Source organism: Streptomyces sp. NPDC051315 (assembly GCF_044455165.1).
Classification (GTDB): domain Bacteria; phylum Actinomycetota; class Actinomycetes; order Streptomycetales; family Streptomycetaceae; genus Streptomyces.
Genome location: NZ_JBITEN010000007.1, coordinates 271,685 through 293,583 on the forward strand (window position 1 = coordinate 271,685; position 21,899 = coordinate 293,583).

The window sequence follows — 21,899 nt, forward strand, 5'->3', positions numbered from 1 at the left end:
ACCGGAGAAACGGCCGTGTGCCCGAGTGGTTCAGGGGCTCGCCTGCGCTGCACCCATCAGCGAGCTCCGCTCGCGGGGAGTTACGCGGGTTCGATCCCCGCCACGGCCGGAGAAGCGGCCGTGTGCCCGAGTGGTTCAGGGGCTCGCCTGCAAAGCGAGTTACGTGGGTTCGATTCCCGCCACGGCCTCCACCTGGCCCGACCAGGCAGCACGAGAAGGGCGGCACCCCGCAAGGGGTGCCGCCCTTCTGACCGTCCGTCTCGGTTTCCGGCTCGTCCTACGACGAGACAGCACCCGCCGCCTGTGACATCCGCGGACGCCCCGGCGCCGCCGAGGCCGAAAGCCCGGTGCGGCTGCGGCCGGGCTGCCGGCGCACCCGACTCGATCGGGCACAGGATGTCGGGTCCGAACGGCCACGTGCTGCCTAGCGTGGTGATCGCGAAGAGGAAGGAGACCGGGGTGCTGGAGCGGTTGAACCAGGCCATGGAGCACATCGAGAGCCGGCTCGATCAGTCGATCGACGTGGCCGGGCTGGCGCGGATCGCGGCCACCTCGGAGTACCACCTGCGCCGGATGTTCTCCGCGCTCGCGGGCATGCCCCTGTCGGAGTACATCCGGCGCCGGCGGCTCACCGTCGCGGGCGCCGAGGTCCTCGACGGCCGCGAGCCGCTGCTGGAGATCGCGGTGCGCTACGGCTACGGCTCGGGCGAAGCGTTCGCGCGGGCGTTCCGGGCCGTGCACGGCGTCGGGCCGGGCGAGGCCCGCCGCACCGGTGCCGCGCTCGTCTCCCAGCCCCGGTTGGCCTTCCGCCTCACCGTCGAAGGGAGCAGCAGCATGCGCTATCGCGTGGTGGACCGGCCGGACTTCAGCGTGGTCGGCCTGAAGGCCCGGGTGCCCCTCGTGCACACGGGACCGAACCAGGCGATCATCGACTTCGTACGCGGGATCGACCCGCGGGTCTCGGAGCGCCTGGAGAAGCTGTCGGACCAGGAGCCGAAGGGCATCGTCTCGGTCTGCGACGACCTGGATCCGAGCCGCGCCGAGGGAACCGGGCTCGACTACTACCACGGGGTGATCACGTCAGCGGCCGCCCCCGAGGGCACGGTGGCCCTGGCCGTCCCGGCCGGCACCTGGGCGGTCTTCACCGTCTCCGGGCCGGCGCCGCAGGCCATCCAGGAACTGTGGCGGGACGTGTTCACCCAGTGGTTCCCCTCCAACCCGTACCGCAGCCGCCGCGGCCCGGAGATACTGCGCACCCGCATGGCGGCGGACAGCACCGAGGCCGACGCCGAGCTGTGGCTTCCGGTGGAGCGGGAGCAGGCCGAGCCGCCGGGCCGGGGGTGAGGTGCTCCGGGCACAGCCGACGACCGGGCGGAACACGGGGCGGGCTCGGCAGGCCGTCCGGCGGCGACACCGTGACGTCGGTCAACCGACGTCCGGCAGCCTGCCCGGAGCCCCTGCCTCGTCCGCTCTGCGCCGGGCCCGGCGCGCGTTCGCCTCACGCACGGCCTCCAGCCACCGCCACAGCCCGATGTCGTCGACTGCCAGGCCCGGGCAGGCGAGCTGATGCGGTATGCGGCACACGGCGCCGGGCTCGGGCTCGTCCGCGCGGCTGTTCCACGCGGTCCCGTCGGAGTCGATGTGCCAGCGGTGCCAGGGAGGCACCATGTGCGCCGGTACGGGCATGCCCGGCTCAAGGAGAACGTGGCTGCCGTAGTAGGTGGCATGCCTGTCGCCGGTCAGCCCGCAGTGGGGGCAGTCGGGTGGGGCCGGCGGCTCGGGCCCGGTGGCGCCCTCCACCGCGGCCTGGGCGCGGTCGGTGTTCTCCCACGGCTGCGGCGCGTCCGGTGACGGCTGCCGGTGCCCGTCAGGGCCGGGCAACGGGATGAGGCTCGCATCGCGTGTGTCCCCCATGATGCGAGCGTGCGGGCGGCGTCCACCGGTGGGGTAGGGCGCGATCGGGGCGCAACGGGAGCAGACGGGCGGGGTGCGCGGACGCGGCCGCGCCCGTCTGGCGGCGTACCCCGCCCACGGCGGGCGTCCGTGGGGTGGCCTCTCACCCGCAAGACGTCCACGGACGCCGTGGCCGCGCACGCCGCCGCCGCGGCGGACCGAGGGAACTCACGCGTACAGCCCTCCCCCCACCTCGTCCCCGAACACCGCCGGCCAGTACCGCCATCCGTCGTCCCCCACTGCCGACGGGGTCGGATCGCAGGCCAGGGGGTCCAGTACGGCCAGGGTTCGGGTCAGGGTGGCGGCCAGCTGGTCGTAGGCCTCGGTCAGGTCGTGGTCGGTGTCCAGGGACTTCGCCCGGTGGACCAGCCAGAGGGTGAACGCGAGGGTCGAGATGTCGGCGTTCAGGGGGCGCAGGATGGTCTCCGTCCCGCACCAGGTGAGGACCGCGCCCGTGGTGGCGTCGACGACCAGGCTGGTGTCCTCGACGAGGTGGCCGAGGCGGATGAGGTGGGCCGCGCCGTCGGGGAGCACGGCGTCGGGGTCGTCCGCACCGTGCTCGGCGAGGGTGGGCAGCGGGGCGTCGGTGTCGAGGCGGAACCAGACGCACTCCTCCGGCAGGCCCACCTCGCGCAGGAAGCGGCGGGTCGGCTCGTGGGTGAGGGCGGACGGGAAGTCGACGTCCTCGAAGCGGACGAGGGCGCGGGAGCCGAACTCCTCGTCCAGGAGCCGGGGCGGGAGGTCCAGGGCCAGCCCCGAGCGGGTGCCGGGGCCCGCGACCAGGGCGAGGGGACGGATCACCGCGGCCAGGCGCCAGAACGGCGGCACCTCACCGGACGTACCCGACTCGTACAGCGCGAGGAGCTGTGCCGTCGCCTCCGCCACCGCCTCGGGGCCGTAACGGCCCGCGTAGGCCGCGAACTGGCCCCGCAGCGCGGCCAGTTCGTCGGCGGCCGTGGCGAACCGCACGAGCGTCTCCAGGGAGGGCGCGAGCGGGCGGCGGTCCATCGGGCCGGGGCGGTCGTGGAAGAAGTACGTCGTCGTGATCTCGCCCGTGGCGCCGTCCAGCAGGACCGACTCCGTCCCGGGGCCGGTCGGGCCGGCGACTCCGCCGATGACCAGCTGTTCGCGCAGGTCCGCCGCCAGGCGGCCCCGCGGGTCGCCCGTCGGGTCCCCCACCGTGCGCAGGCCGTCCGCGCGCAGCACGTCGAAGGTCAGCAGTCCGCCGACGCCCGGCAGTCCGGGGCCGGTCAGCCAGCGGCGCGTCGGCGCGTGCGTGACGTACGGGTCCAGCTCGGCCTCGGTGAAGGTGATCACCGCCGGGCCGGCGGCGGTACCGGTCGTGCCCATCGATCCCCCGTGCGTGAAGTGTGCCGTCCCCGGCGGCGGGCCGTGCCCGCCGCGGTCCCACTTCCACGGACACTACGCGGCACCACTGACAACGGCCCCCGCACGAGCAGACGTCAGATCACCCTCGCGCGTTGCCTGCCCGCCAGGATCGCCTCGACCGTCTCCCCCACCGTCAGCTCCGTGGTGTCCAGCCACAGTCCGATGCGCGGGGTGCGGGCGCGCAGTTCCGCGTCCAGGGCGGCCACGGTCCAGTCCGCGCCGTAGCCCTTCTTCTCCCTGGCCGCCTCGCGCGCCGCCACCGTGTCCGCGTCCGGCGCCAGGACCACCACGTGGAGGGGGCGGGTACGGACCGTCTCCACGTACGCCGGCAGGGCCGGGCCCAGGATGACGTCCTGCACGACCGCCGTGAAGCCCGCGCGCGCGTACTCGTCCGCCGTCGCCGCCGACAGGCGGTACCGCAGCCGCAGCTGGGCCTCCGCCTCGGTCCGGGCCCGCGCCTCGCCCACCGCCGGGCCCGCCGCCCCGGGGGTGTACTCCCGCCTCCCCGACACGATCATCCGGCGGAAGACGTCGCCGCGCACGTGTGCCACCCCCGGCAGGCGCTCCGCCAGCGCCTGCGCGACCGTCGACTTCCCGGCCGCCATCACGCCGGTGACGAGCACGACCCCGTTCACGTGAGGTGGACGCCTCCCGGCGCCACCGCGACCACCGCGAGCACGAACGGCAGCATCCACCGCCGCAGCCGGCCCGCGCCCGGCGGAGATCCGTAGCCCCGGGGCTCCGGCCGCGGCTCGCTCACTGGCCCGTCACCACCGCCGCCTGCGGCCTTATCGGCAGCCGGTTCACCGGGCGGCCCGTCGCGGCCCGTACGGCGGAGGCGATGGCCGCCGGGGAGGTCACGACCGGGACCGCGCTGACCGCCTTCGCGCCGAAGGGGGCGACCACGTCCCGCTCCTCGATCAGTTTGACGATCCGGATGTCGGGTGTGTCCAGCGCCGTCGGCAGCGCGTACCCCGTGAGGTCGGGGTGGCGGATCAGGCCGCGCGGGGTGCGGAGGTTCTCGGTGAGGGCGATGCCGACGCCCTGGGTGACGCCGGCCTCGATCCGGGCGGCGAGCTGCGCCGGGTTGAGGACCCGGCCCACGTCCTGGGCGACCGCCAGCTCCACGACCCGTACCGAGCCCAGTTCGATGTCGACGTCCACGACCGCGCGGATCGCGCAGAAGGCGAGGCCGACGAAGGCGTCGCCCTGGCCCGCGCCGTCCAGCGGCTCGGTGGGGTGCGGGCGGCACTGGGCCGTCGCCCACAGTTCCTTGCCGACCAGTTCCTCGGCGACCGTGGTCGACAGGACGCCGTCGTACGAGGTGATCTTGCCGTCGGTGATCTGGAGCAGTTCGGTGGACATGCCGAACTTGTGGGCGAGGGGCTGCAGGAGCTGGGTGCGGACCATCTTCGCCGCACGCTCCACCGCGCCGCCGGAGACCCAGGTGTGGCGGCCGCGGCAGCCCGCGCCGGCCGAGGGCTGGTCGGTGTCCACGGGCGCCACGTGCACCTCGTCGATCCCGAGGGTCTCCTGGACGATCTGCCGGGCCAGCGTCGTGAAGCCCTGGCCGGTCTCCACCGCCGCGCACAGCACGGTGGCGACGCCGTCCTGGACCTTTACCGTGGCCGTGGAGACCTCGTCCGCGCCCTCCGCGCCGAGCATGTGCACCATGCCCAGGCCGTAGCCCACGCCCCGGCGCACCGCGCCCGGCTCGCCCGCGCCCTCGGGGCCGCCGGGCAGCAGCCAGTCCTCCTCCGGGGTGTCCTTGGGAAGGGGCGGCAACGGGTACTCCTGGACGGCCTGGAGGAGTTCGGCGACCGGCGCGGGGCAGGTCACCGTCTGGCCGGTCGGGAGCACGTCACCGGTGGCCAGGGCGTTGCGCAGGCGCAGTTCGGCCGGGTCGACGCCCAGCTTCTTCGCCAGCTTGTCCATCTGCGCCTCGTAGGCGGCGCAGACCTGCAGGGCACCCTCGCCGCGTACGTGCCCCGACGGCGGGTTGTTGGTGCGCACCGCCCAGCCCTCGATGAAGGCGTTCGGGACGACGTAGGGGCCGCAGGCGAAGGAGACGGCGGCGGCCAGGGCCTCGGCGGAGGTGTCGGCGTAGGCGCCCGCGTCGAGCAGGATCTGCGCCTCGACCTTGACCAGCCTGCCCTCGGCGTCCGCGTGGTGGCGGTATCTGAGCAGGGTGGGGTGGCGGTGGGCGTGGCCGAGGAAGGACTCCTCGCGGGTCGCCGTCAGTTTCACGGGGCAGCCGGTCCTGAGCGCCAGCAGGCCGAGCGGGAGCTGGAAGCCCTGGTCCTCGCGGTCGGCGGTGGCGCCGGGCACCCCGGTGACGACGATCTTCACCCGATCGGGTGCCAGGCCGAAGCAGGCCGCGGCGGTGTCGCGGTCGGTGTGCGGGTCGGTGGAGCCCAGGTACAGCTCCACGCCGCCGTCGGGGCGGGGCACCGCGAGGCCGGCCTCGGCGCCGATCGGGGCCGGGTCCGCGCGGCCGATGCGGTACAGGCCCTCGACGACGACCTCGCCGGCCGCCTCCGGGTCGCCGTGCCGCAGCGGGATGTGCCGGATCAGGTTGCCGTCGGGGTGCAGGGGCTCCGCCTCGAAGGCCTGCTCCGGGTCGGTCACCGGGTCGAGCACCTCGTACTCGACGATGACCGCCGCGGCGGCCATCCGCGCGGTGTCCGGGTGGTCGGCGGCGACGGCCGCGATGGGTTCGCCGTGGTGGCGTACGACGTCGGAGGCGAACACCGGACGGTCGGCCTTGCCGCGTCCGTGCAGCGGGCTGCCGGGCACGTCCTCGTGGGTGACGACGGCCCGTACGCCGGGCATCTCGCGCGCGTGGGAGGTGTCGATGGAGACGATGCGCGCGTGCGCGTGCGGGGAGCGCAGCACGGCCGCCCACAGCAGGCCCTCGGCCCACAGGTCGGCCGCGTACGGGAAGGTGCCCTCGGTCTTGGCGCGGGCGTCGGCGGGCGGCAGGGACGCGCCGAGGCCGTGCGGGATCGGCTCGGGGGCCGGGGCGGCCTCCGCGGGGGTCGTCGCGGTGGCTGCTTCGTTGCTCACGCCTGGCCTCCGTCCTGGCCGTACACCGGGTCATGGGGGTGCGGCTGGTTGGGGTTCTCGAACGCCGACGCGTGGACGCCGCCGGCGCCCGGTCCCGCCTGGTGGGGGATACGGGCCTCGTCGCCGTCCGCCTCGGCTTCCGTCGCCGCGTGCGCCTCGCGTTCGGCGACGACGTCCTTGACGGCCTGCAGGACGCCCCGGTAGCCGGAGCAGCGGCACAGGTTGCCGCACAGGGCCTGCCGCGCCTCCAGTTCGGTGGGCGCGGGGTTGCCCTCCAGGAGGTCGTGCACGGTCATCGCCATGCCGGGCACGCAGAAGCCGCACTGCACGGCCCCGCACCGGGCGAGCGCCCGCTGCACGTCCGAGGGCTGCCCGTCGACGGCCAGGCCCTCGACGGTGCGGATCTCGCTGCCGGCGGTGGTGACGGCCGGCACCAGGCAGGAGGCGACGAGCCGCCCGTCCACCTGCACGTTGCAGGCCCCGCACTCGCCCTGTGAGCAGCCGTCCTTGGCACCCGCGAGGCCGAGCCGCTCGCGCAGGACGTAGAGCAGGGACTCGCCGATCCAGGCGTCCGTGACCGGGCGGTCGGAGCCGTTGACGCGCAGGGTGTAGGAGGCGAGGGGGTGTTCGTCGTGGCGGGGCGGGGCGGCTTCGGCCTCCGGGCCGGCGTCCGCGCTCCCGCCCTCCACGCGGGTGGAGGGCGCCGTGCCGTCGTCGGCCGCCGCCTCCGCCCCCGGGGCGGCGGGCTCCGCCTCGGAGTCGTGGGGGGCCGGGGCCGTGTCGGTCCCGGCGGGCGCCTCGGCCGGCGGCTCGCCGGGCGCCTCCACGGCGTCGACCGCGTCCGCGGCCTCGTGGACGGCCCGGGCGGCCTCGTGGGCGGCCTGGGTGGCCTCCCGTGCGGCCTCCACGGCCTCGTAGGCGACCTCGTCTCCCCCGGCGCCCCCAGGGGCCTCCTCGGCCTCGGCGGCGGGCGGGAGGGGCCCGTACCGCTGGTCGGCGGGGGCGTGTCCGAAGGCGGGCGCGGCGGGCGCGGGCCCGAGGTCCGCGCCGTGCGCCTGCTCGGCCTCCCCGGCACCCGGAGCGGCGCCGCCCGGGTCCGGCTGCTGCCCCCAGGCGTCGCCGGCGCGGTGCGCCGGCTCCGTCGCCCACGGCGCGGGCGCGCCGCCGGGCAGGGTCGCCGGGGGTGTGCCGCCCCACTGTTCGACGAGGGAGGACGTGGTGAACTCGCCCGATTCGTCCGGGAGCTCACCCCCGGCGACGGGGATCGACCACTGCCCGGTCACGTCGTGCCCGGGGGCCGGGGCGGGGGGCGCCGCGGTCTCGTCGAACGTCCACTGTCCGGTGGCGCCCGGGTGGTACGTGAACCGGTCGTCACCGGCGGTCTGTCCGCCCGCAGGGGCGGGCCACTCGGTGCCGCCGGCCGGGGCCGCCCACGCGCCCGAGCCGGTCGCGCCGGGGTCGCCGCCCTCGTGGTCCACCGTTATCCGCGGCGGCACGTAGCCGTGGCCGGGGGCCGCGAGCGGGCTGTCGCCGCGCCCGGCCAGGAGGGCGTCGATGCCGCCCTCGGGGAGCTTCACGAAGGCGGTGGCGCCGTCGTCGTAGTCGCCCTGCGGCAGCGGGTCCCACCGGCCGCCGCCCTGCGGCGTGCCCTGTTCCTGCTGGTCGTCGGTCACGTCAGCGCCCTCCCCAGTGCTCGTCGGGCCAGCGCGGCGACGGTGCGCCGCAAGTGCAGTACGGCGGGCGGAAGCGGTTGCACGGAGCCGTCCTCGGCGGGGACCGGGTCGGGGATGCAGGCCGCGGCGACGTACTCCCCGAAGGCGTTGAGGGCCTCGGGGACGATCGCGCGGTTGTTGTCCCAGTCGATGAGCCGGGCGACCCACTGCTCGGCCTCCAGGGGCCGCAGCGGCATCGGCGCTATGGCGCCGACGGCGCACCGGACTCCGCGCCGGGCGGGGTCGAGGACGAGGGCGACGGACGCGACGGCCCGCCCGGGGCCGGTGCGGCCGGTGGCCTTGAGGAAGACCTGCGGGGCGTGCAGCAGGGGCACGCGCACGTACCCGATGAGTTCGCCGCCGCGCAGCATCTCCATGCCGGCCAGCAGGTGCGACACGGGGATCTCCCGGCGGGCTCCGCCCGGGCCCGCGATGATCAGCGTCGCCTCCAGGGCGGCGAGGACGGGCAACGCGTCACCCGTGGGGGACGCCGAGGCGATGTTGCCGCCCAGGGTGCCCGCGTTGCGGATGTGCGGCGGGCCGGCGGCGCGCGCGGCGGCCGCGAGCGCCGGGATCAGGGCCGCGAAGTCGGGGCGGCCCATCCGCGCGTGCGTGAGGCCGGCGCCGAGCAGGGCGTGGCCGTCCTGGTACTGCCAGCCGCGGATCTCGCTGATGCGGCCGAGACCGACCAGCGCGGCGGGCCTGAGCTGCCCGGAGTTGACGGCGGCCATCAGATCGGTGCCGCCCGCCACCGGCACGGCGGCGGGCATGGCCGCGAGAGCCGCCACCGCCTCGTCCAGCGTCGTGGGCAGCGTGACGGCCTGCGCCGCCTGTGGTGCGTGCGTGGTCAAACCGGCTGCCCCTTCCCGCTGCCCCACCTGGTCCCACCTGTGTTGCCGTACGGTACGTGCTGACAGGGCGGACGTGGCAACTCTGGCACATCTTCGCAAGGCCCGGACGCGGGGGTCCGCTAGGAGGCATTCGCCCACCTCACCTGAGTGATGGTCCGATTTCGACCAGCATCACCGGTCTGCTCGAATTGCCACTCTTCGGTGATCCCGCCGGGGTTTTTCCGTGAGGGGCCCGGTCGTCACGGTCCCGTTCGCTTCCCGCCCACCGCCGCGGTGGCACCCCGTCACCGCCGCGGGGGCGCCCCGTCGATCGGCCGGCCCGGCACGCCGGGCCGCTTCTGCCAGGGCCGGGGGCCGGTCGGCGGCCGGTAGGCGACGCCCAGCGCGTCAAGTCGCGCGTAGTGGACGGCCATCCGCCGCTCGAAGTCCGCGAAGTCCCGCTCGGCCGGGGCGGGCAGCGCGCTCCAGGCGACCTCGGCGAAGGCGGCCAGACGCGGGAAGGCCTGGTAGTCCACGCGCGCGGAGTCCTCCATCACCTCGGTCCACAGGTTGGCCTGCGTGCCCAGGACACGCCCGGCCTCCCCCGGCGTCAACTCCGGTGGGACGGGCTCGAAGCGGTAGACGTCCTCCAGGGTGCGCACGTAGCCGATCGGCACGGGCTCGTCCGGGCCGGCGTCCTGCCGGTGGTCGAGGTACACCTGCTGTTCGGGGCACATGACGACGTCGTGTCCCGCGCGCGCGGCGGCGATCCCGCCCGCGTACCCCCGCCAGGACGACACGGCCGCCCCCGCGGCGAGACCGCCTTCCAGGATCTCGTCCCAGCCGATGAGCCGACGCCCGCGAGCGGAGAGCCACGTGTCGAAGTGTGCGACGAACCACGCCTGGAGCGCGTCCTCGTCGGCGAGCCCGAGTTCTTCGATCCGGGCCTGCGCGGTGGGCGAGCGCCGCCACTGCTCCTTGGGGCATTCGTCGCCGCCGACGTGAATGAACTCCCCCGGAAACAGCTCCAGCACTTCCTCGAAGACCCCCTCGTAGAAGCGCAGGGTGGTGTCGGTGGGGGCCAGTACGTTGGGATTGATCCCCCAGGTGTCCCAGACGGAGAGGGCGGTGGTGTCGATGACGTCGGTGTTGCCGAGTTCCGGATACGCGGCGATGGCCGCCTGCGAGTGGCCGGGTACGTCGATTTCGGGGACGACGGTGATATGCCGCTCGGCGGCGTAGGCGACGATCTCCCGGATGTCGTCCTGCGTGTAGAAGCCCCCGTGCGGCTTCTCCTCCCACAGCGGTGAGGCGCGGTGGCCGAATTTCGTGCGGGACCGCCAGGAGCCGGTTTCGGTCAGCCGCGGGTACCTCCTGATCTCCAGGCGCCAGCCCTGGTCGTCGGTCAAGTGGAAGTGGAGGACGTTCAGTTTGTGCGCGGCCATCAGATCCAGGTAGCGCAGGACGCCTTCCTTGGGCATGAAGTGCCGGGCCACGTCGAGGAGGAGGCCGCGCCAGCGGAAACGGGGGGCGTCCTCGACGGTCCGGTGCGGGATGCCGTACCCGGTTCCCGGTCGTACGGAAGCGCGTCGGAAGGCGTCCGGGCCCAGCAACTGGCGCAGGGTCTGGGCGCCCCAGAACACGCCGGCCGCGCCGCCGCCCCGGATCTCGACTCCCCGGGAGGCGGTGACGCCGAGCCGGTACGCCTCGGGTTCCAGACGGTCGTCGAGGCACAGCCGTACGCCACCGGGGGCGTCCTCGGGGCCGGGCCTGAGGGGCAGGCCGAGCGCCGCGCCCAGGGTGGCGCGCAGCCAGCGTTCGGCCGTGTCCGTGCCCGGCCCCGCCCACAGGGTGGTGCTCTCGTCGATCACGGCGCCGCGGCGCGGCGGGCCGTCGACGGCCCGGGGGGCCGGAATGATGTCGCTCGCAGACGTCATGTCAGTCCTTCACCGCTCCGCCGAGGCCGGAGACGAGTCGCCGTTGTACGAGGACGAAGAAGACCAGCACCGGAATCGTCATCACCGTGGATCCCGCCATCACCCCGCCCCAGTCCGGGTCGTCCGGTTCGTAGAACACCAGCAGGGCCATCGGCAGCGTCGACTGCGAGGTGTCGCTGATGATGAACGACTTGGCGAACAGGAAGTCGTTCCAGGCGGAGATGAAGGAAAAGACGCTGGTGGCCACCAGGCCGGGCAGGACGAGCGGGAAAAGGATCTGCCACAGGAATCGCGCGCGGCTCGCTCCGTCGAGGTACGCGGCCTCCTCCAGGGCCTCCGGCACGCCTTTCACGAAGCCCCTCAGCATCCAGATCGCGAACGGCAGCGAGAAGGCGATGTGGGGCAGGATCAGCGCCCCCAGGGTGTTCAACTGGCCGAAGTCGCGCATGAGGAAGAACAGGGGGATCGCGAGCGCTTCCACGGGCACCATCTGGGCCACCAGGAACATGATCAGCAGGGTGGTCCGGAAGCGGAAGCGGAATCGCGTGACGGCGGTCGCGGCGAGAAACGCGATCACCCCCGAGGCGATCACCACCGTGCCCGCCACGACAAGGCTGTTGAGGAAGTAGCGGCCGAATTCCTGCTGCCCGAGGACGCGCCGGAAGGAATCCAGGGAGGGCGAGAGCGTCCAGGGCCGCGGCTCGCTCGACTCGATCTCCCCGGCCGGTTTCAGGGCGCCGAGCACCATCCAGTACAGGGGGAAGGCGACGGCGGCCGCGACGAGCAGGGCGCCGGCGTCCGCGGCGGTCCGCCACGGACGCCGCACAAGTCCGCTCGAGAGAGCCCGTGGAAGTTTCACAGTTCTTCCCCCTGCCGACGCAGCAGTCGCAGGTACACCAGGGTGACGGCGAGCAGGATCAGCAGCATCACCACGCCGATCGCCGCGCCAAGGCCGTACTGCGAGGACGCGAAGGCCTCCTGGTAGGCGTAGACGTTCAGGACGAGGTTCTGGCCCGCGATGCCGCCGCCGTTCGTCATGACGTAGATCTGGGTGAAGACCTTGAAGTCCCAGATGACCGACTGGATGGTGACGACCACCAGGACGGGCCGCAGCATCGGCGCGAGGACGGACCGCCAGATCCTCCACTGCGAGGCGCCGTCGAGCGCGGCCGCCTCCAGCACCTCCGCCGGTACGGCGCGGATGCCGGCGTAGACCGTCACCATCACGAACGGGAAGGAGCACCAGACCACTTCGAGCAGGACGAGGAGGAAGGCGCTGAAGCGGCCGTACGTCCAGGAGTGGTCGCCGAGGCCCAGCACCCGGTTGACGGGACCGAAGTCGGGGTCGAACAGGAACAGCCAGACCGTCGAGCCGGTGACCGCCGGGGTGGCCCAGGCGCCCAGCGCGGCCAGCATCAGCGCGAGCCGGGGCAGGGCCCGCACGCGCGTGAGGAGCACGGCGAGGGCGCAGCCGACGGCGAGCGTGGAGACCACACAGGCCGCCGCGAAGACCACCGTCGCCAGCAGCACCTGCCAGAACCGGTCGTCGGCGACGACGTCGGCGTAGTTGCCCAGGCCCCGGAAGGCGGTCGGTTCGCCGCCGCTGACCTGGGCCTGGGTGTAACGGAAGAGGGAGATCAGGGCGAGTTGGTAGATCGGGTAGCCGAGCAGAGCGGCCAGCACGAGGAGGGCGGGCGCCAGGTACAGCCACGGGGTCCGGCCCGAGGGGCGCGTGGCGGTGCCGTGGGCGGCGGAGCGGCGCGGGCGCGGCGGGCGGGGGGCCACCCGCGGCCGCGGACGGTCCGCGGCCCTGGTGCCGGTGGGCGCCGTCATCCGGCGGAGCCGAACGCGTCGTTCATCTTCCTCGCCGCCTCCGCCGAGGCCGCCGCCACGTCCTTCCGGCCGCTGACGACCTCCTGGAACATCGTCGGCAGGACCAGTTGGGAGTCGATCCGCGACCAGGCGGGCGAGGTGGGTACGAACCTGGTTCCCGCCGCGAGCGTCTCGACGAACGGCCTCACGAACGGCTCGCGCGCGGCCGCCTTGTCGCGTACGTCGGTGAAGGTGGGCAGGAAGCCCATGGCGTCGAAGAGCTGCGCCTGGGTCCGCTTCGAGGCGAGCGCCTCCATCAGCTGGACGGCGAGGGTGCGGTGCGAGGTGCTCTTCAGGACGCCGATGTTGTTGCCGCCCGCGAAGGCGGGGGCGATCGAGCCCGGTGTCACACCGGGCAGCGGGACGACCGCGTACGCGCCCTTCACCTTGCCCGCCTCCACGGCGGTGTGGCTGAAGTCGCCGCCGATCGCCATGCCCGCCTTGCCCGCGGCGAACGCGGTGACGGTGTCGTTGCCGCCCATGCCCGCGCACTTGGCGGGAGGGCAGTTGTCGTCGGTGAAGAGGGAGGTGTACGCCTCGATGCCCTTCCTGGCGGCCGGACTGTCGATGGCGGAGGCGTACGAGCCGTTCCGGCCGGTGGCGATCTCCCCGCCGTGGGCCCAGACGAAGGGCATCGCGCCGTAGGTGTAGGCGCCGCCGACGACCAGGCCGTACAGGCCGGGCTCGGCGGCGCGGATCGCGCGGGCCGTGGTGGCGAGTTCGGCCATGCTCGTCGGGACCTTCAGGCCGAGTTCGTCGAAGACGTCCGTGCGGTAGTAGAGGGCGCGGACGCCGACGTAGAGGGGGGCGCCGTAGATCCTGCCGTCGACGGTGACGGACTGCCGGGCGGTGGAGTCGGTGCTGCGGCTCTCGTTCCAGGCGGTGAACTCCTCGGTGACGTCGAGGAGTCCGCCGTCCTTCACGTAGCCCGCGGTGTCGGTGTTGCCGTACTCCATCACGTCCGGGGCGGACTTCGGGTCGTTGAAGGCGGCCTTGACGCGCTGGGCGCGGCTCTCGACGGGGATGTACTCGACCTCGACCCGCGTGCCGTCGTGGGCCTTCTCGAAGGCGGAGACGACCGAGTCGACGACCTGCTGCTTGGGATCGTTGCCGACCTCCTGGAAGAGCCAGACGCGCAGCGTGCCGGTCCTCTCGTCCTTGCCGGAGGATGAGTTGGCGGAGGTCTGGGGGGCGCACGCGGCGGTGACCAGGACGGTCAGCAGCGCGGCGATGCGGACGGACGGCTTCATGGAGCACTCCTCCGGTGGTGTTGCAGCATGCGCAATGACGGTTTCGCTGTGCACAACACTCGGGAGGCTAGGGACTCCGGGAACACGGCCACAAGAGGTCTCAACCACTCTGTGACCGGCGGACGCACTCCGTGCAACGCGGGCCCGGAGACAAAACGACGCGAAGGCCTTCAGGGCGCACCCAAGCGCACCTGAAGGCCTTCGCGTCGCGGCGGAGCCCAGTCGGAGCCCGGACGGTCTACTTGTCGCCCTTGCCCTGGTCGTCCCCGCCGGAGCCCATGGACTCGTAGATCTCCTTGCACATCGGGCACACGGGGTACTTCTTCGGGTCGCGGCCGGGCACCCACACCTTGCCGCACAGCGCCACGACGGGCGTCCCGTCCAGGGCGCTCGCCATGATCTTGTCCTTCTGGACGTAGTGCGCGAAGCGCTCGTGGTCACCGTCACCGTGCGACACCTGCGGCGTCGGCTCTACGAGGGTCCCCGTACCAGTGCCGCGCTCGGGCTCAAGAGTGCTCATACGGCCAAGGGTACTGAAGCTCACACCCATCAGTTGAGCGAAGGGTCGTCCGGGTACGTCGCCACCATCGCCAGCTCGTTGCGCTGGCGGCGCAGCACCTCGCGCCAGAGTCTCTCGGGGGACGGCGAGGACACGTCGCCGGGCTCGGACTCCACGACGTACCAGGCGCCGTCCACCAGCTCGTCCTCCAGCTGGCCCGGACCCCAGCCGGCGTACCCGGCGAAGATCCTCAGGGATCCCAGCGCCGAGGCGAGCAGCTCCGGTGGGGCCTCCAGGTCGACGAGGCCGATCGCGCCGTGCACCCGCCGCCAGCCCAGGGGGGCGCCGTCCACGGTGGAGTCGCCGGGGATCACGGCGACACCCAGCGCCGAGTCGAGGGACACCGGGCCGCCCTGGAAGACGACGCCCGGTTCACCGGTGAGGTCCGCCCAGTCCTCCAGGATGTCGCCCACGCCCACGGGTGTCGGGCGGTTGAGGACGACACCGAGCGAGCCCTCCTCGTCGTGGTCGAGAAGGAGCACCACCGCACGGTCGAAGTTCGGGTCCGCCAGGGCGGGCGTTGCCACGAGCAGCCGCCCTGTGAGCGAGGACACCTCGGTCATGCCAGACATGATCCCCCATCTTCCCTCCGCATGGGGAGGCAATACGGCGAGCCGGGTGAGGGGCAGGTCGGGCGCACGGATGCGGTCCGGGCGCACGAACGCGACGGCGGGCCCGTGGTGACCCCATGTGCCCGGTGGGGAACGGTTCGTGTTGTGACACAGCTATGACGTAGCCGGGCGGTACTTGGGCTTACTTGAGGGGGGCGCGCGGCGATTACTCTGTCCTCTCTGGCCCTGCCCCACTCCATACTCCACGGAACGCGAGATACATGACCGTCAACGGCTCTGACGACGTACTGCTTGTCCACGGCGGAACCCCGCTGGAGGGCGAGATCCGTGTCCGCGGTGCGAAGAACCTCGTACCGAAGGCCATGGTGGCGGCCCTGCTGGGCAGCGAGCCGAGTCGACTGCGCAACGTTCCGGACATCCGTGACGTGCGGGTCGTACGCGGCCTGCTGCAACTGCACGGGGTGACGGTCCGTCCGGGCGAGGAGCCGGGCGAGCTGGTGATGGACCCGACCTACGTCGAGAGCGCGAACGTCGCCGACATCGACGCGCACGCGGGTTCCAGCCGTATCCCGATCCTGTTCTGCGGTCCGCTGCTGCACCGCCTCGGGCACGCCTTCATCCCCGGCCTGGGCGGCTGCGACATCGGCGGCCGGCCCATCGACTTCCACTTCGACGTGCTGCGCCAGTTCGGCGCGAAGATCGAGAAGCGGGCGGACGGCCAGTACCTCGAGGCCCCGCAGCGGCTGCGCGGCACGAAGATCCGGCTGCCGTACCCGTCCGTCGGCGCCACCGAGCAGGTGCTGCTGACGGCCGTCCTCGCCGAGGGCGTCACCGAGCTCTCGAACGCGGCGGTGGAGCCGGAGATCGAGGACCTGATCTGCGTCCTGCAGAAAATGGGCGCCATCATCGCGATGGACACCGACCGCACGATCCGCATCACCGGTGTGGACACGCTCGGCGGCTACGACCACCGCGCCCTCCCGGACCGTCTGGAGGCCGCCTCCTGGGCGTCCGCCGCGCTGGCGACCGAGGGCAACATCTACGTCCGCGGCGCCCAGCAGCGCTCGATGATGACGTTCCTGAACACCTACCGGAAGGTGGGCGGGGCGTTCCGCATCGACGACGACGGCATCCGCTTCTGGCACCCCGGCGGCCAGCTGAAGTCCATCGCGCTCGAGACGGACGTCCACCCCGGCTTCCAGACGGACTGGCAGCAGCCGCTGGTCGTGGCCCTGACGCAGGCCACGGGCCTGTCGATCATCCACGAGACGGTGTACGAGTCCCGCCTCGGCTTCACCTCCGCGCTGAACCAGATGGGCGCCCACATCCAGCTCTACCGCGAGTGCCTGGGCGGCTCCGACTGCCGCTTCGGCCAGCGCAACTTCCTGCACTCCGCGGTCGTGTCCGGCCCCACCAAGCTCCAGGGCGCCGACCTGGTCATCCCCGACCTGCGCGGCGGCTTCTCGTACCTGATCGCCGCCCTCGCCGCCCAGGGCACGTCCCGTGTCCACGGCATCGACCTCATCAACCGCGGCTACGAGAACTTCATGGAGAAGCTCGTCGAGCTGGGCGCGAAGGTCGAACTGCCGGGCAAGGCCCTCGGCTGACCCCACCACACCCTCCCGCCCCCGGCCCACCCGACCCGGGCCCGGCCGCCCCCGGCCCACCCGACCCGGGCCCGGCCGGCTCGGGCCCGACCGGCCCGGGGCCGGGGCGAGGGCGGGGGTCGCTGATGTCGTGGCGCCGTCCGGCCCGAGCGTCGCTCCAGCGGGGCGGCCGGGCCCGTTCGGGCGGGCCGCTCGGATCGGGCGGCCGGGCGGGCCTCGAACGGCTGTGCGGCGCCGTACGGCGATGGGGCGGCCACCCTGACCGGGTGGCCGCCCCATTGGCGTTACAGAGCCTCGTACGCGTCCGTGGCGTACGGGTGAGGCTTACTTGCCCTTGGCCGCTTCCTTGAGCTTCGAGCCCGCGGAGACCTTCACGCTGTAGCCGGCCGGGATCTGGATCGGGTCGCCGGTCTGCGGGTTGCGCGCGGTGCGAGCGGCACGGTGGGTGCGCTCGAAGGTCAGGAAGCCGGGGATGGTGACCTTCTCGTCGCCCTTGGAGACGATGTCGCCGACGACCTCGGCGAACGCGGCCAGCACGGCGTCGGCGTCCTTGCGGGTCACCTCGGCGCGGTCGGCCAGCGCGGCCACCAGCTCACTGCGGTTCATGTTGTTACTCCCGTGTTCTTCTTGCCGTTGAGGCGTGCCACGCGGCGGAGCCGCATGTGGGGCACAGCGAAGTCGTTGTGCTCGCGCCCAGGGACGCATCCTGCCCCTACCTGCGGCGGGAAAGCCAATCCGGCACCCGCAGGAGTCGTGAGAACACCCTTGGGAGTCACACGAAGAGCGCTTCGCTCGGCCGCAACCCTAGAGGGCGGCCGGGGACACGCGGTTCCGCGACGCGCCGTCGCGGAGGCCGCCGTGGCGATCCTCACAGCGCCGTGGGGGCGCAACCCGCCGGGGCCCCGCACCGGGGCCCCGCGCAGACGCGGACCTCAGACCGTGACCCCCGCCGCCTTCGCGGCCTCGCGCACCGCGCCGGCCACCGCACCGGCGACCTTGTCGTTGAAGACGCTCGGGACGATGTAGTTCGCGTTCAGCTCGTCCTCGGTCACCACGTCCGCCAGCGCCTTCGCGGCCGCGAGCATCATGTCGGTGTTGACCGTGCGGGACTGCGCGTCCAGCAGGCCGCGGAAGACGCCCGGGAAGACCAGCACGTTGTTGATCTGGTTCGGGAAGTCGGAGCGGCCGGTGGCCACAACGGCCGCCGTCTGACGGGCGATTGCCGGGTCCACCTCGGGGTCCGGGTTCGCGAGCGCGAACACGATCGCGTCGTCGGCCATGGCGGCCACGTCGTCGCCGTCGATGACGTTCGGGGCGGAGACGCCGATGAAGACGTCGGCGTCGCGCACGGCCTCCTTCAGCGTGCCGGTGAGGCCCTCGGGGTTGGTGTTGTCGGCGATCCAGCGCAGCGCCGAGTCGGAAGCGGCGTCCACCAGGTCCTCGCGGCCGGCGTGGACGACGCCGTGGATGTCGGCGACGACGGCGTTCTTCACGCCCGCCGCGATCAGCAGCTTGAGGATGGCGGTGCCGGCCGCGCCGGCGCCGGACATGACGACGCGGATGTTCTCGATCGCCTTGTCCGCGACGCGCAGGGCGTTCGTGAGGGCGGCGAGGACGACGATCGCGGTGCCGTGCTGGTCGTCGTGGAAGACGGGGATGTCGAGCGCCTCGCGCAGCCGGGCCTCGATCTCGAAGCAGCGGGGGGCGGAGATGTCCTCGAGGTTGATGCCGGCGAAGCCGGGGGCGATCGCCTTGACGATCTCGACGATCGCGTCGGTGTCCTGGGTGTCCAGGCAGATCGGCCAGGCGTCGATGCCGGCGAACCGCTTGAAGAGGGCCGCCTTGCCCTCCATGACCGGCAGCGCGGCCTTGGGGCCGATGTTGCCCAGGCCCAGCACGGCGGAGCCGTCCGTCACGACCGCAACGGAGTTGCGCTTGATGGTGAGACGGCGGGCGTCCTCGGGGTTCTCGGCGATCGCCATGCAGACGCGGGCCACACCCGGCGTGTAGATCATGGAGAGGTCGTCACGGTTGCGGATGGGGTGCTTCGACGCCATCTCGATCTTGCCGCCGAGGTGCATCAGGAACGTACGGTCGGAGACCTTGCCGAGCGTGACGCCCTCGATGCCGCGGAGCTGCTCGACGATCTCGTCGGCGTGCGCGGTCGAGGTGGCCGCGATGGTGACGTCGATCCGGAGCTTCTCGTGTCCGGACGCGGTGACGTCGAGGCCGGTCACCGAGCCTCCGGAGGACTCCACAGCGGTGGTGAGCTGCGAGACGGCGGTTCCGCTCGCGGGCACCTCCAGCCGGATCGTCATCGAGTAGGAGACGCTGGGCGCCGTTGCCATGGCCGACTTCCTCTGCTTTCACCTGTGACGCTGGATGTCGTCCGATCGTCGCACCTACTGCCGAGTAGGCGTTAGCCGCATCCGATTGCGAACGTTGAGTTCACAGGAAAGTCGACAGAGAAAGAGGCCCACGTCACATTCGACGTGGGCCTCTTCCGACGCTGAGTGGCACCGACCCGCCATGCTCGCCTCGCGGCAAGTGGTCGCTCGTAGCGACGAAGGTTGGGCCCGGGGGCTTGGATCGAGCCGGTGCCACGTCCAGGCTAACAAACGGATCGCCCGAGGCCATTCCCGTCCGGCGAGTTCACAGGAAAGGCCCCCGCGCTCAGTCCCGCAGCAGGTCCGGCACGCCCGCCGCGTCGGGCTCGTCCCGCTCGTCCGACACGACCGTGAGCTGCTGGGTGGCGCGGGTCAGGGCGACGTACAGCACCCGCAGGCCGGCCGGGGACTCGTCGGCGATCTCCGCGGGCGACACGACCACCGTCGCGTCGTACTCGAGCCCCTTGGCCTCCAGGCTGCCGAGGGCGACGACCCGGTCGCCGAGTCCGGCGAGCCAGCGCCGGGCCTCCTCACGGCGGTTCATGGCGACGACGACACCGACGGTGCCGTCGACCCGTTCCAGGAGGCGTTCGGCCTCCGCGCGGACGGTCGCGGCGAGGGAGCCGGTCACGGCCGTGAAGCGGGGGACGACGCCCGTGGAGCGGACCGCGGACGGGGCCACGGCACCGGGCATGGCCAGGGCCAGCACCTTCGCGGCCAGCTCGGCGATCTCGGCCGGGTTGCGGTAGTTCACGGTCAGCTGGAAGCGACGGCGCGGGCGGGTGCCGAGCGCCTCGTCACGGGCCTCGGCGGCCTCGTCGGGGTCGGACCAGGAGGACTGGGCCGGGTCGCCGACGACCGTCCAGGTGGCGTGCCGGCCGCGGCGGCCGATCATGCGCCACTGGAGCGGGGTGAGGTCCTGTGCCTCGTCGACGATGACGTGGGCGTACTCGGTGCGCTCCTGGGCGAGGCGCTCGGCCCGCTCGCGCTGCGACTCCTCGCGGACCGGCATCAGCTCCTCCAGGCCGGTGAGCTGGTCCAGCGGGTCGAGCTCGCGCCGCTTCCGCGGGCGGGCCGGGGCGCCGAGGATCGCCTGGAGCTCGTCGAGCATCGCGACGTCGTGCACGGAGTGGCCGTCGCGCTTCAGGGAGCGGGCGACCTTGCGGACCTCGCCGGGGTTGAGGATCCGGCGGGCCCAGCGGCCGAGCCGCCGCTCGTCCGACATGGCCGCCAGGACGGCCTTCGGGGTCAGCTCCGGCCACCAGGCGTCGAGGAAGGCGATGAAGGAGTCCTCGCTCGTCACGTCCTCGTCGAAGGAGGAGCGCAGCTCGGCGGCCAGCTCGGGGTCGGTGTGGCGGCCGGCGGCGCCCGAGCGCTCCCAGAGGGCGTCCAGCAGCAGTTTGCGGGCGCGGGGACGCAGCAGGTTCACGGGAGCGGTGCCGCCGAGGGCGGTGCGGCGGACGCGCTCCAGGTCCTCGGCCTCCAGCTCCAGGCGGCGGCCGAAGGCGACCACGCGCAGCCGGGTGGGCGGACGGGAGACCGTGTCCTCGTGGGTGTCGAAGGTGAGCTGCCCGGCCGCGGGGGCGCCCGGACGGCCCAGTTCCAGCGCTCCCCGCGCCGCCTTCCGCAACACCTTCAGCATGCGGTACGAGCCCTTGGCGCGGGCCACCGCCGGGGAGTCGTACAAGGTGGCCTCGATCCCGTCGACGAGGGAGCCGACGGCGCGGATGGCGACCTGGCCCTCCTCGCCGAGGGAGGGCAGCACGCCCTCGGTGTACGCGACGAGCAGCGGGGTCGGCGAGACGATCAGGATGCCGCCCGCGTACCGGCGCCGGTCCTGGTAGAGGAGATACGCGGCCCGGTGCAGGGCGACGGCCGTCTTCCCGGTGCCGGGGCCGCCCTCGACGTACGTGACGGAGGCGGCGGGGGCGCGGATGACCAGGTCCTGCTCGGCCTGGATGGAGGCGACGATGTCGCGCATGGTGTGGCTGCGCGCCTGCCCGAGGGCGGCCATGAGGGCGCCGTCGCCGATGACGGGCAGCTGGTGGCCGTCGAGGAAGGCCTTCAGCTCGGGGCGCATGAGGTCGTCCTCGACGCCGAGCACCTTGCGGCCCTTGGAGCGGATCACCCGACGGCGCACGACCCGGCCGGGGTCGACCGGCGTGGAGCGGTAGAACGGGGCGGCGGCGGGGGCCCGCCAGTCGATGACCAGCGGGGCGTAGTCCTCGTCGAGGACACCGATGCGCCCGATGTGCAGGGTCTCGGCGATGTCGGCGGTGTTGTCGTCCCGCACGGCGCCGTCGGCGGGTTCCACGGCGGTGTAGGCGCCGTCCGGTCCCTTCTTGCCGTCCTTGCCGAGCAGCAGGTCGATCCTGCCGAAGAGGAAGTCCTCGAACTCGTTGTTCAGGCGGTTGAGGTGTACGCCCGCCCGGAAGACCTGCGCGTCCCGCTCGGCCAGGGCGCCGGGCGTGCCGACCTGGCCGCGGCGGGCCGCGTCGTGCATGAGGAACTCCGCCTCGTGGATCTTCTCCTCGAGACGCCGGTACACCCGGTCCAGGTGTTCCTGTTCGACGCTGATCTCCCGGTCCCGAACTGAGTCCTGAACCGGGCCGACCGCGGTTTCCTGCTGAGCCTGAGCGGCCACCGGGCCCCCTTCTGACGTGCTGGGCAGCCGTCAACCGTACGCGAAAGGGCCCCCGGTAAGCGAGGGGCCCGCCCGGCGGAGAACCGCGGGCGGGCCCGGTCGAGCGTCCGGCGTCGGTCCG

At 73.1% G+C, this 21,899-nt stretch carries 18 protein-coding genes and 2 tRNA genes; 4 read left to right on the plus strand and 16 right to left on the minus strand.

What is annotated here, in order from left to right:
- The first annotated feature begins 11 nt into the window (after positions 1 to 11).
- From ACIBBD_RS16320 to ACIBBD_RS16330, 3 genes are all read left to right on the plus strand, one after another.
- Positions 12 to 109 (plus strand) — tRNA-OTHER (locus ACIBBD_RS16320).
- A gap of 7 nt (positions 110 to 116) precedes the next feature.
- Positions 117 to 191 (plus strand) — tRNA-Cys (locus ACIBBD_RS16325).
- A gap of 268 nt (positions 192 to 459) precedes the next feature.
- Complete coding sequence (locus ACIBBD_RS16330) at positions 460 to 1,344, plus strand: GyrI-like domain-containing protein (RefSeq protein ID WP_399420131.1); 885 nt, start codon at positions 460 to 462, stop codon at positions 1,342 to 1,344.
- Between the two features lie 81 nt (positions 1,345 to 1,425).
- Here the strand turns inward: ACIBBD_RS16330 and ACIBBD_RS16335 are convergent, their stop codons facing one another.
- From ACIBBD_RS16335 to ACIBBD_RS16395, 13 genes are all read right to left on the minus strand, one after another.
- The gene (locus tag ACIBBD_RS16335; protein ID WP_399420048.1) at positions 1,426 to 1,914 is read right to left on the minus strand and encodes a DUF6083 domain-containing protein; all 489 of its coding nucleotides are present in this window, start codon (positions 1,912 to 1,914) and stop codon (positions 1,426 to 1,428) included.
- 207 nt (positions 1,915 to 2,121) lie between these two features.
- Positions 2,122 to 3,303, minus strand: a complete 1,182-nt coding sequence (locus tag ACIBBD_RS16340; protein ID WP_399420049.1) for an SUKH-4 family immunity protein — start codon at positions 3,301 to 3,303, stop codon at positions 2,122 to 2,124.
- Positions 3,304 to 3,416: 113 nt separating this feature from the next.
- On the minus strand, positions 3,417 to 3,977 hold the full coding sequence (locus ACIBBD_RS16345) for an AAA family ATPase (RefSeq protein ID WP_399420050.1): 561 nt from the start codon (positions 3,975 to 3,977) through the stop codon (positions 3,417 to 3,419).
- Complete coding sequence (locus ACIBBD_RS16350) at positions 3,974 to 4,102, minus strand: hypothetical protein (RefSeq protein WP_399420051.1); 129 nt, start codon at positions 4,100 to 4,102, stop codon at positions 3,974 to 3,976. Before ACIBBD_RS16350 ends, ACIBBD_RS16345 begins: the two co-directional genes overlap by 4 nt.
- Positions 4,099 to 6,408, minus strand: a complete 2,310-nt coding sequence (locus ACIBBD_RS16355; RefSeq protein ID WP_399420052.1) for a xanthine dehydrogenase family protein molybdopterin-binding subunit — start codon at positions 6,406 to 6,408, stop codon at positions 4,099 to 4,101. The genes ACIBBD_RS16350 and ACIBBD_RS16355 overlap by 4 nt, the downstream gene beginning before the upstream one ends.
- Positions 6,405 to 8,081, minus strand: coding sequence for a 2Fe-2S iron-sulfur cluster-binding protein (locus tag ACIBBD_RS16360; RefSeq protein ID WP_399420053.1), 1,677 nt, complete (start codon positions 8,079 to 8,081; stop codon positions 6,405 to 6,407). Before ACIBBD_RS16360 ends, ACIBBD_RS16355 begins: the two co-directional genes overlap by 4 nt.
- Entirely contained in the window at positions 8,078 to 8,971 is an 894-nt protein-coding gene (locus tag ACIBBD_RS16365) for an FAD binding domain-containing protein (RefSeq protein WP_399420054.1), read from the minus strand. Before ACIBBD_RS16365 ends, ACIBBD_RS16360 begins: the two co-directional genes overlap by 4 nt.
- Positions 8,972 to 9,255: 284 nt before the next feature.
- Positions 9,256 to 10,887, minus strand: a complete 1,632-nt coding sequence (locus ACIBBD_RS16370; protein ID WP_399420055.1) for a beta-N-acetylhexosaminidase — start codon at positions 10,885 to 10,887, stop codon at positions 9,256 to 9,258.
- A 1-nt stretch (position 10,888) separates the two neighbouring features.
- Positions 10,889 to 11,746, minus strand: a complete 858-nt coding sequence (locus ACIBBD_RS16375; protein WP_399420056.1) for a carbohydrate ABC transporter permease — start codon at positions 11,744 to 11,746, stop codon at positions 10,889 to 10,891.
- Complete coding sequence (locus tag ACIBBD_RS16380; protein ID WP_399420057.1) at positions 11,743 to 12,720, minus strand: carbohydrate ABC transporter permease; 978 nt, start codon at positions 12,718 to 12,720, stop codon at positions 11,743 to 11,745. The genes ACIBBD_RS16375 and ACIBBD_RS16380 overlap by 4 nt, the downstream gene beginning before the upstream one ends.
- Positions 12,717 to 14,009, minus strand: a complete 1,293-nt coding sequence (locus ACIBBD_RS16385; protein ID WP_399420058.1) for an extracellular solute-binding protein — start codon at positions 14,007 to 14,009, stop codon at positions 12,717 to 12,719. The genes ACIBBD_RS16380 and ACIBBD_RS16385 overlap by 4 nt, the downstream gene beginning before the upstream one ends.
- A 238-nt stretch (positions 14,010 to 14,247) precedes the next feature.
- On the minus strand, positions 14,248 to 14,529 hold the full coding sequence (locus tag ACIBBD_RS16390) for a DUF3039 domain-containing protein (protein WP_397964895.1): 282 nt from the start codon (positions 14,527 to 14,529) through the stop codon (positions 14,248 to 14,250).
- Positions 14,530 to 14,558: 29 nt separating this feature from the next.
- The gene (locus ACIBBD_RS16395) at positions 14,559 to 15,131 is read right to left on the minus strand and encodes a YqgE/AlgH family protein (RefSeq protein ID WP_399420059.1); all 573 of its coding nucleotides are present in this window, start codon (positions 15,129 to 15,131) and stop codon (positions 14,559 to 14,561) included.
- A gap of 269 nt (positions 15,132 to 15,400) precedes the next feature.
- Between ACIBBD_RS16395 and murA the strand changes: the two genes are divergently transcribed.
- A complete protein-coding gene (gene murA, locus ACIBBD_RS16400) occupies positions 15,401 to 16,747 on the plus strand; it encodes a UDP-N-acetylglucosamine 1-carboxyvinyltransferase (RefSeq protein ID WP_399420060.1) in 1,347 nt (448 codons plus the stop codon).
- Positions 16,748 to 17,071: 324 nt separating this feature from the next.
- Here the strand turns inward: murA and ACIBBD_RS16405 are convergent, their stop codons facing one another.
- The 3 genes from ACIBBD_RS16405 to ACIBBD_RS16415 form a co-directional block, all read right to left on the minus strand.
- Positions 17,072 to 17,353: an HU family DNA-binding protein gene (locus ACIBBD_RS16405; protein WP_004000874.1), complete on the minus strand. Its 282-nt coding sequence runs from the start codon at positions 17,351 to 17,353 to the stop codon at positions 17,072 to 17,074.
- 326 nt (positions 17,354 to 17,679) lie between these two features.
- Positions 17,680 to 19,095 carry an NAD-dependent malic enzyme gene (locus tag ACIBBD_RS16410; protein WP_399420061.1) on the minus strand — a complete coding sequence of 472 codons (1,416 nt, stop codon included), beginning with the start codon at positions 19,093 to 19,095 and terminating at the stop codon, positions 17,680 to 17,682.
- Between the two features lie 325 nt (positions 19,096 to 19,420).
- A complete protein-coding gene (locus ACIBBD_RS16415) occupies positions 19,421 to 21,778 on the minus strand; it encodes a HelD family protein (RefSeq protein ID WP_399420062.1) in 2,358 nt (785 codons plus the stop codon).
- Between the last annotated feature and the right edge of the window lie 121 nt (positions 21,779 to 21,899).

Bases quoted from the DNA above. Each gene is read 5' to 3' on its own strand.
- ACIBBD_RS16385 (WP_399420058.1), bottom strand. From the start codon at position 14,009: ATGAAGCCGTCCGTCCGCATCGCCGCGCTGCTGACCGTCCTGGTCACC.
- ACIBBD_RS16335 (WP_399420048.1), bottom strand. From the start codon at position 1,914: ATGGGGGACACACGCGATGCGAGCCTCATCCCGTTGCCCGGCCCTGAC.
- ACIBBD_RS16380 (WP_399420057.1), bottom strand. From the start codon at position 12,720: ATGACGGCGCCCACCGGCACCAGGGCCGCGGACCGTCCGCGGCCGCGG.
- ACIBBD_RS16340 (WP_399420049.1), bottom strand. From the start codon at position 3,303: ATGGGCACGACCGGTACCGCCGCCGGCCCGGCGGTGATCACCTTCACC.
- ACIBBD_RS16370 (WP_399420055.1), bottom strand. From the start codon at position 10,887: ATGACGTCTGCGAGCGACATCATTCCGGCCCCCCGGGCCGTCGACGGC.
- murA (WP_399420060.1), top strand. From the start codon at position 15,401: ATGACCGTCAACGGCTCTGACGACGTACTGCTTGTCCACGGCGGAACC.
- ACIBBD_RS16405 (WP_004000874.1), bottom strand. From the start codon at position 17,353: ATGAACCGCAGTGAGCTGGTGGCCGCGCTGGCCGACCGCGCCGAGGTG.
- ACIBBD_RS16390 (WP_397964895.1), bottom strand. From the start codon at position 14,529: ATGAGCACTCTTGAGCCCGAGCGCGGCACTGGTACGGGGACCCTCGTA.
- ACIBBD_RS16395 (WP_399420059.1), bottom strand. From the start codon at position 15,131: ATGACCGAGGTGTCCTCGCTCACAGGGCGGCTGCTCGTGGCAACGCCC.
- ACIBBD_RS16410 (WP_399420061.1), bottom strand. From the start codon at position 19,095: ATGGCAACGGCGCCCAGCGTCTCCTACTCGATGACGATCCGGCTGGAG.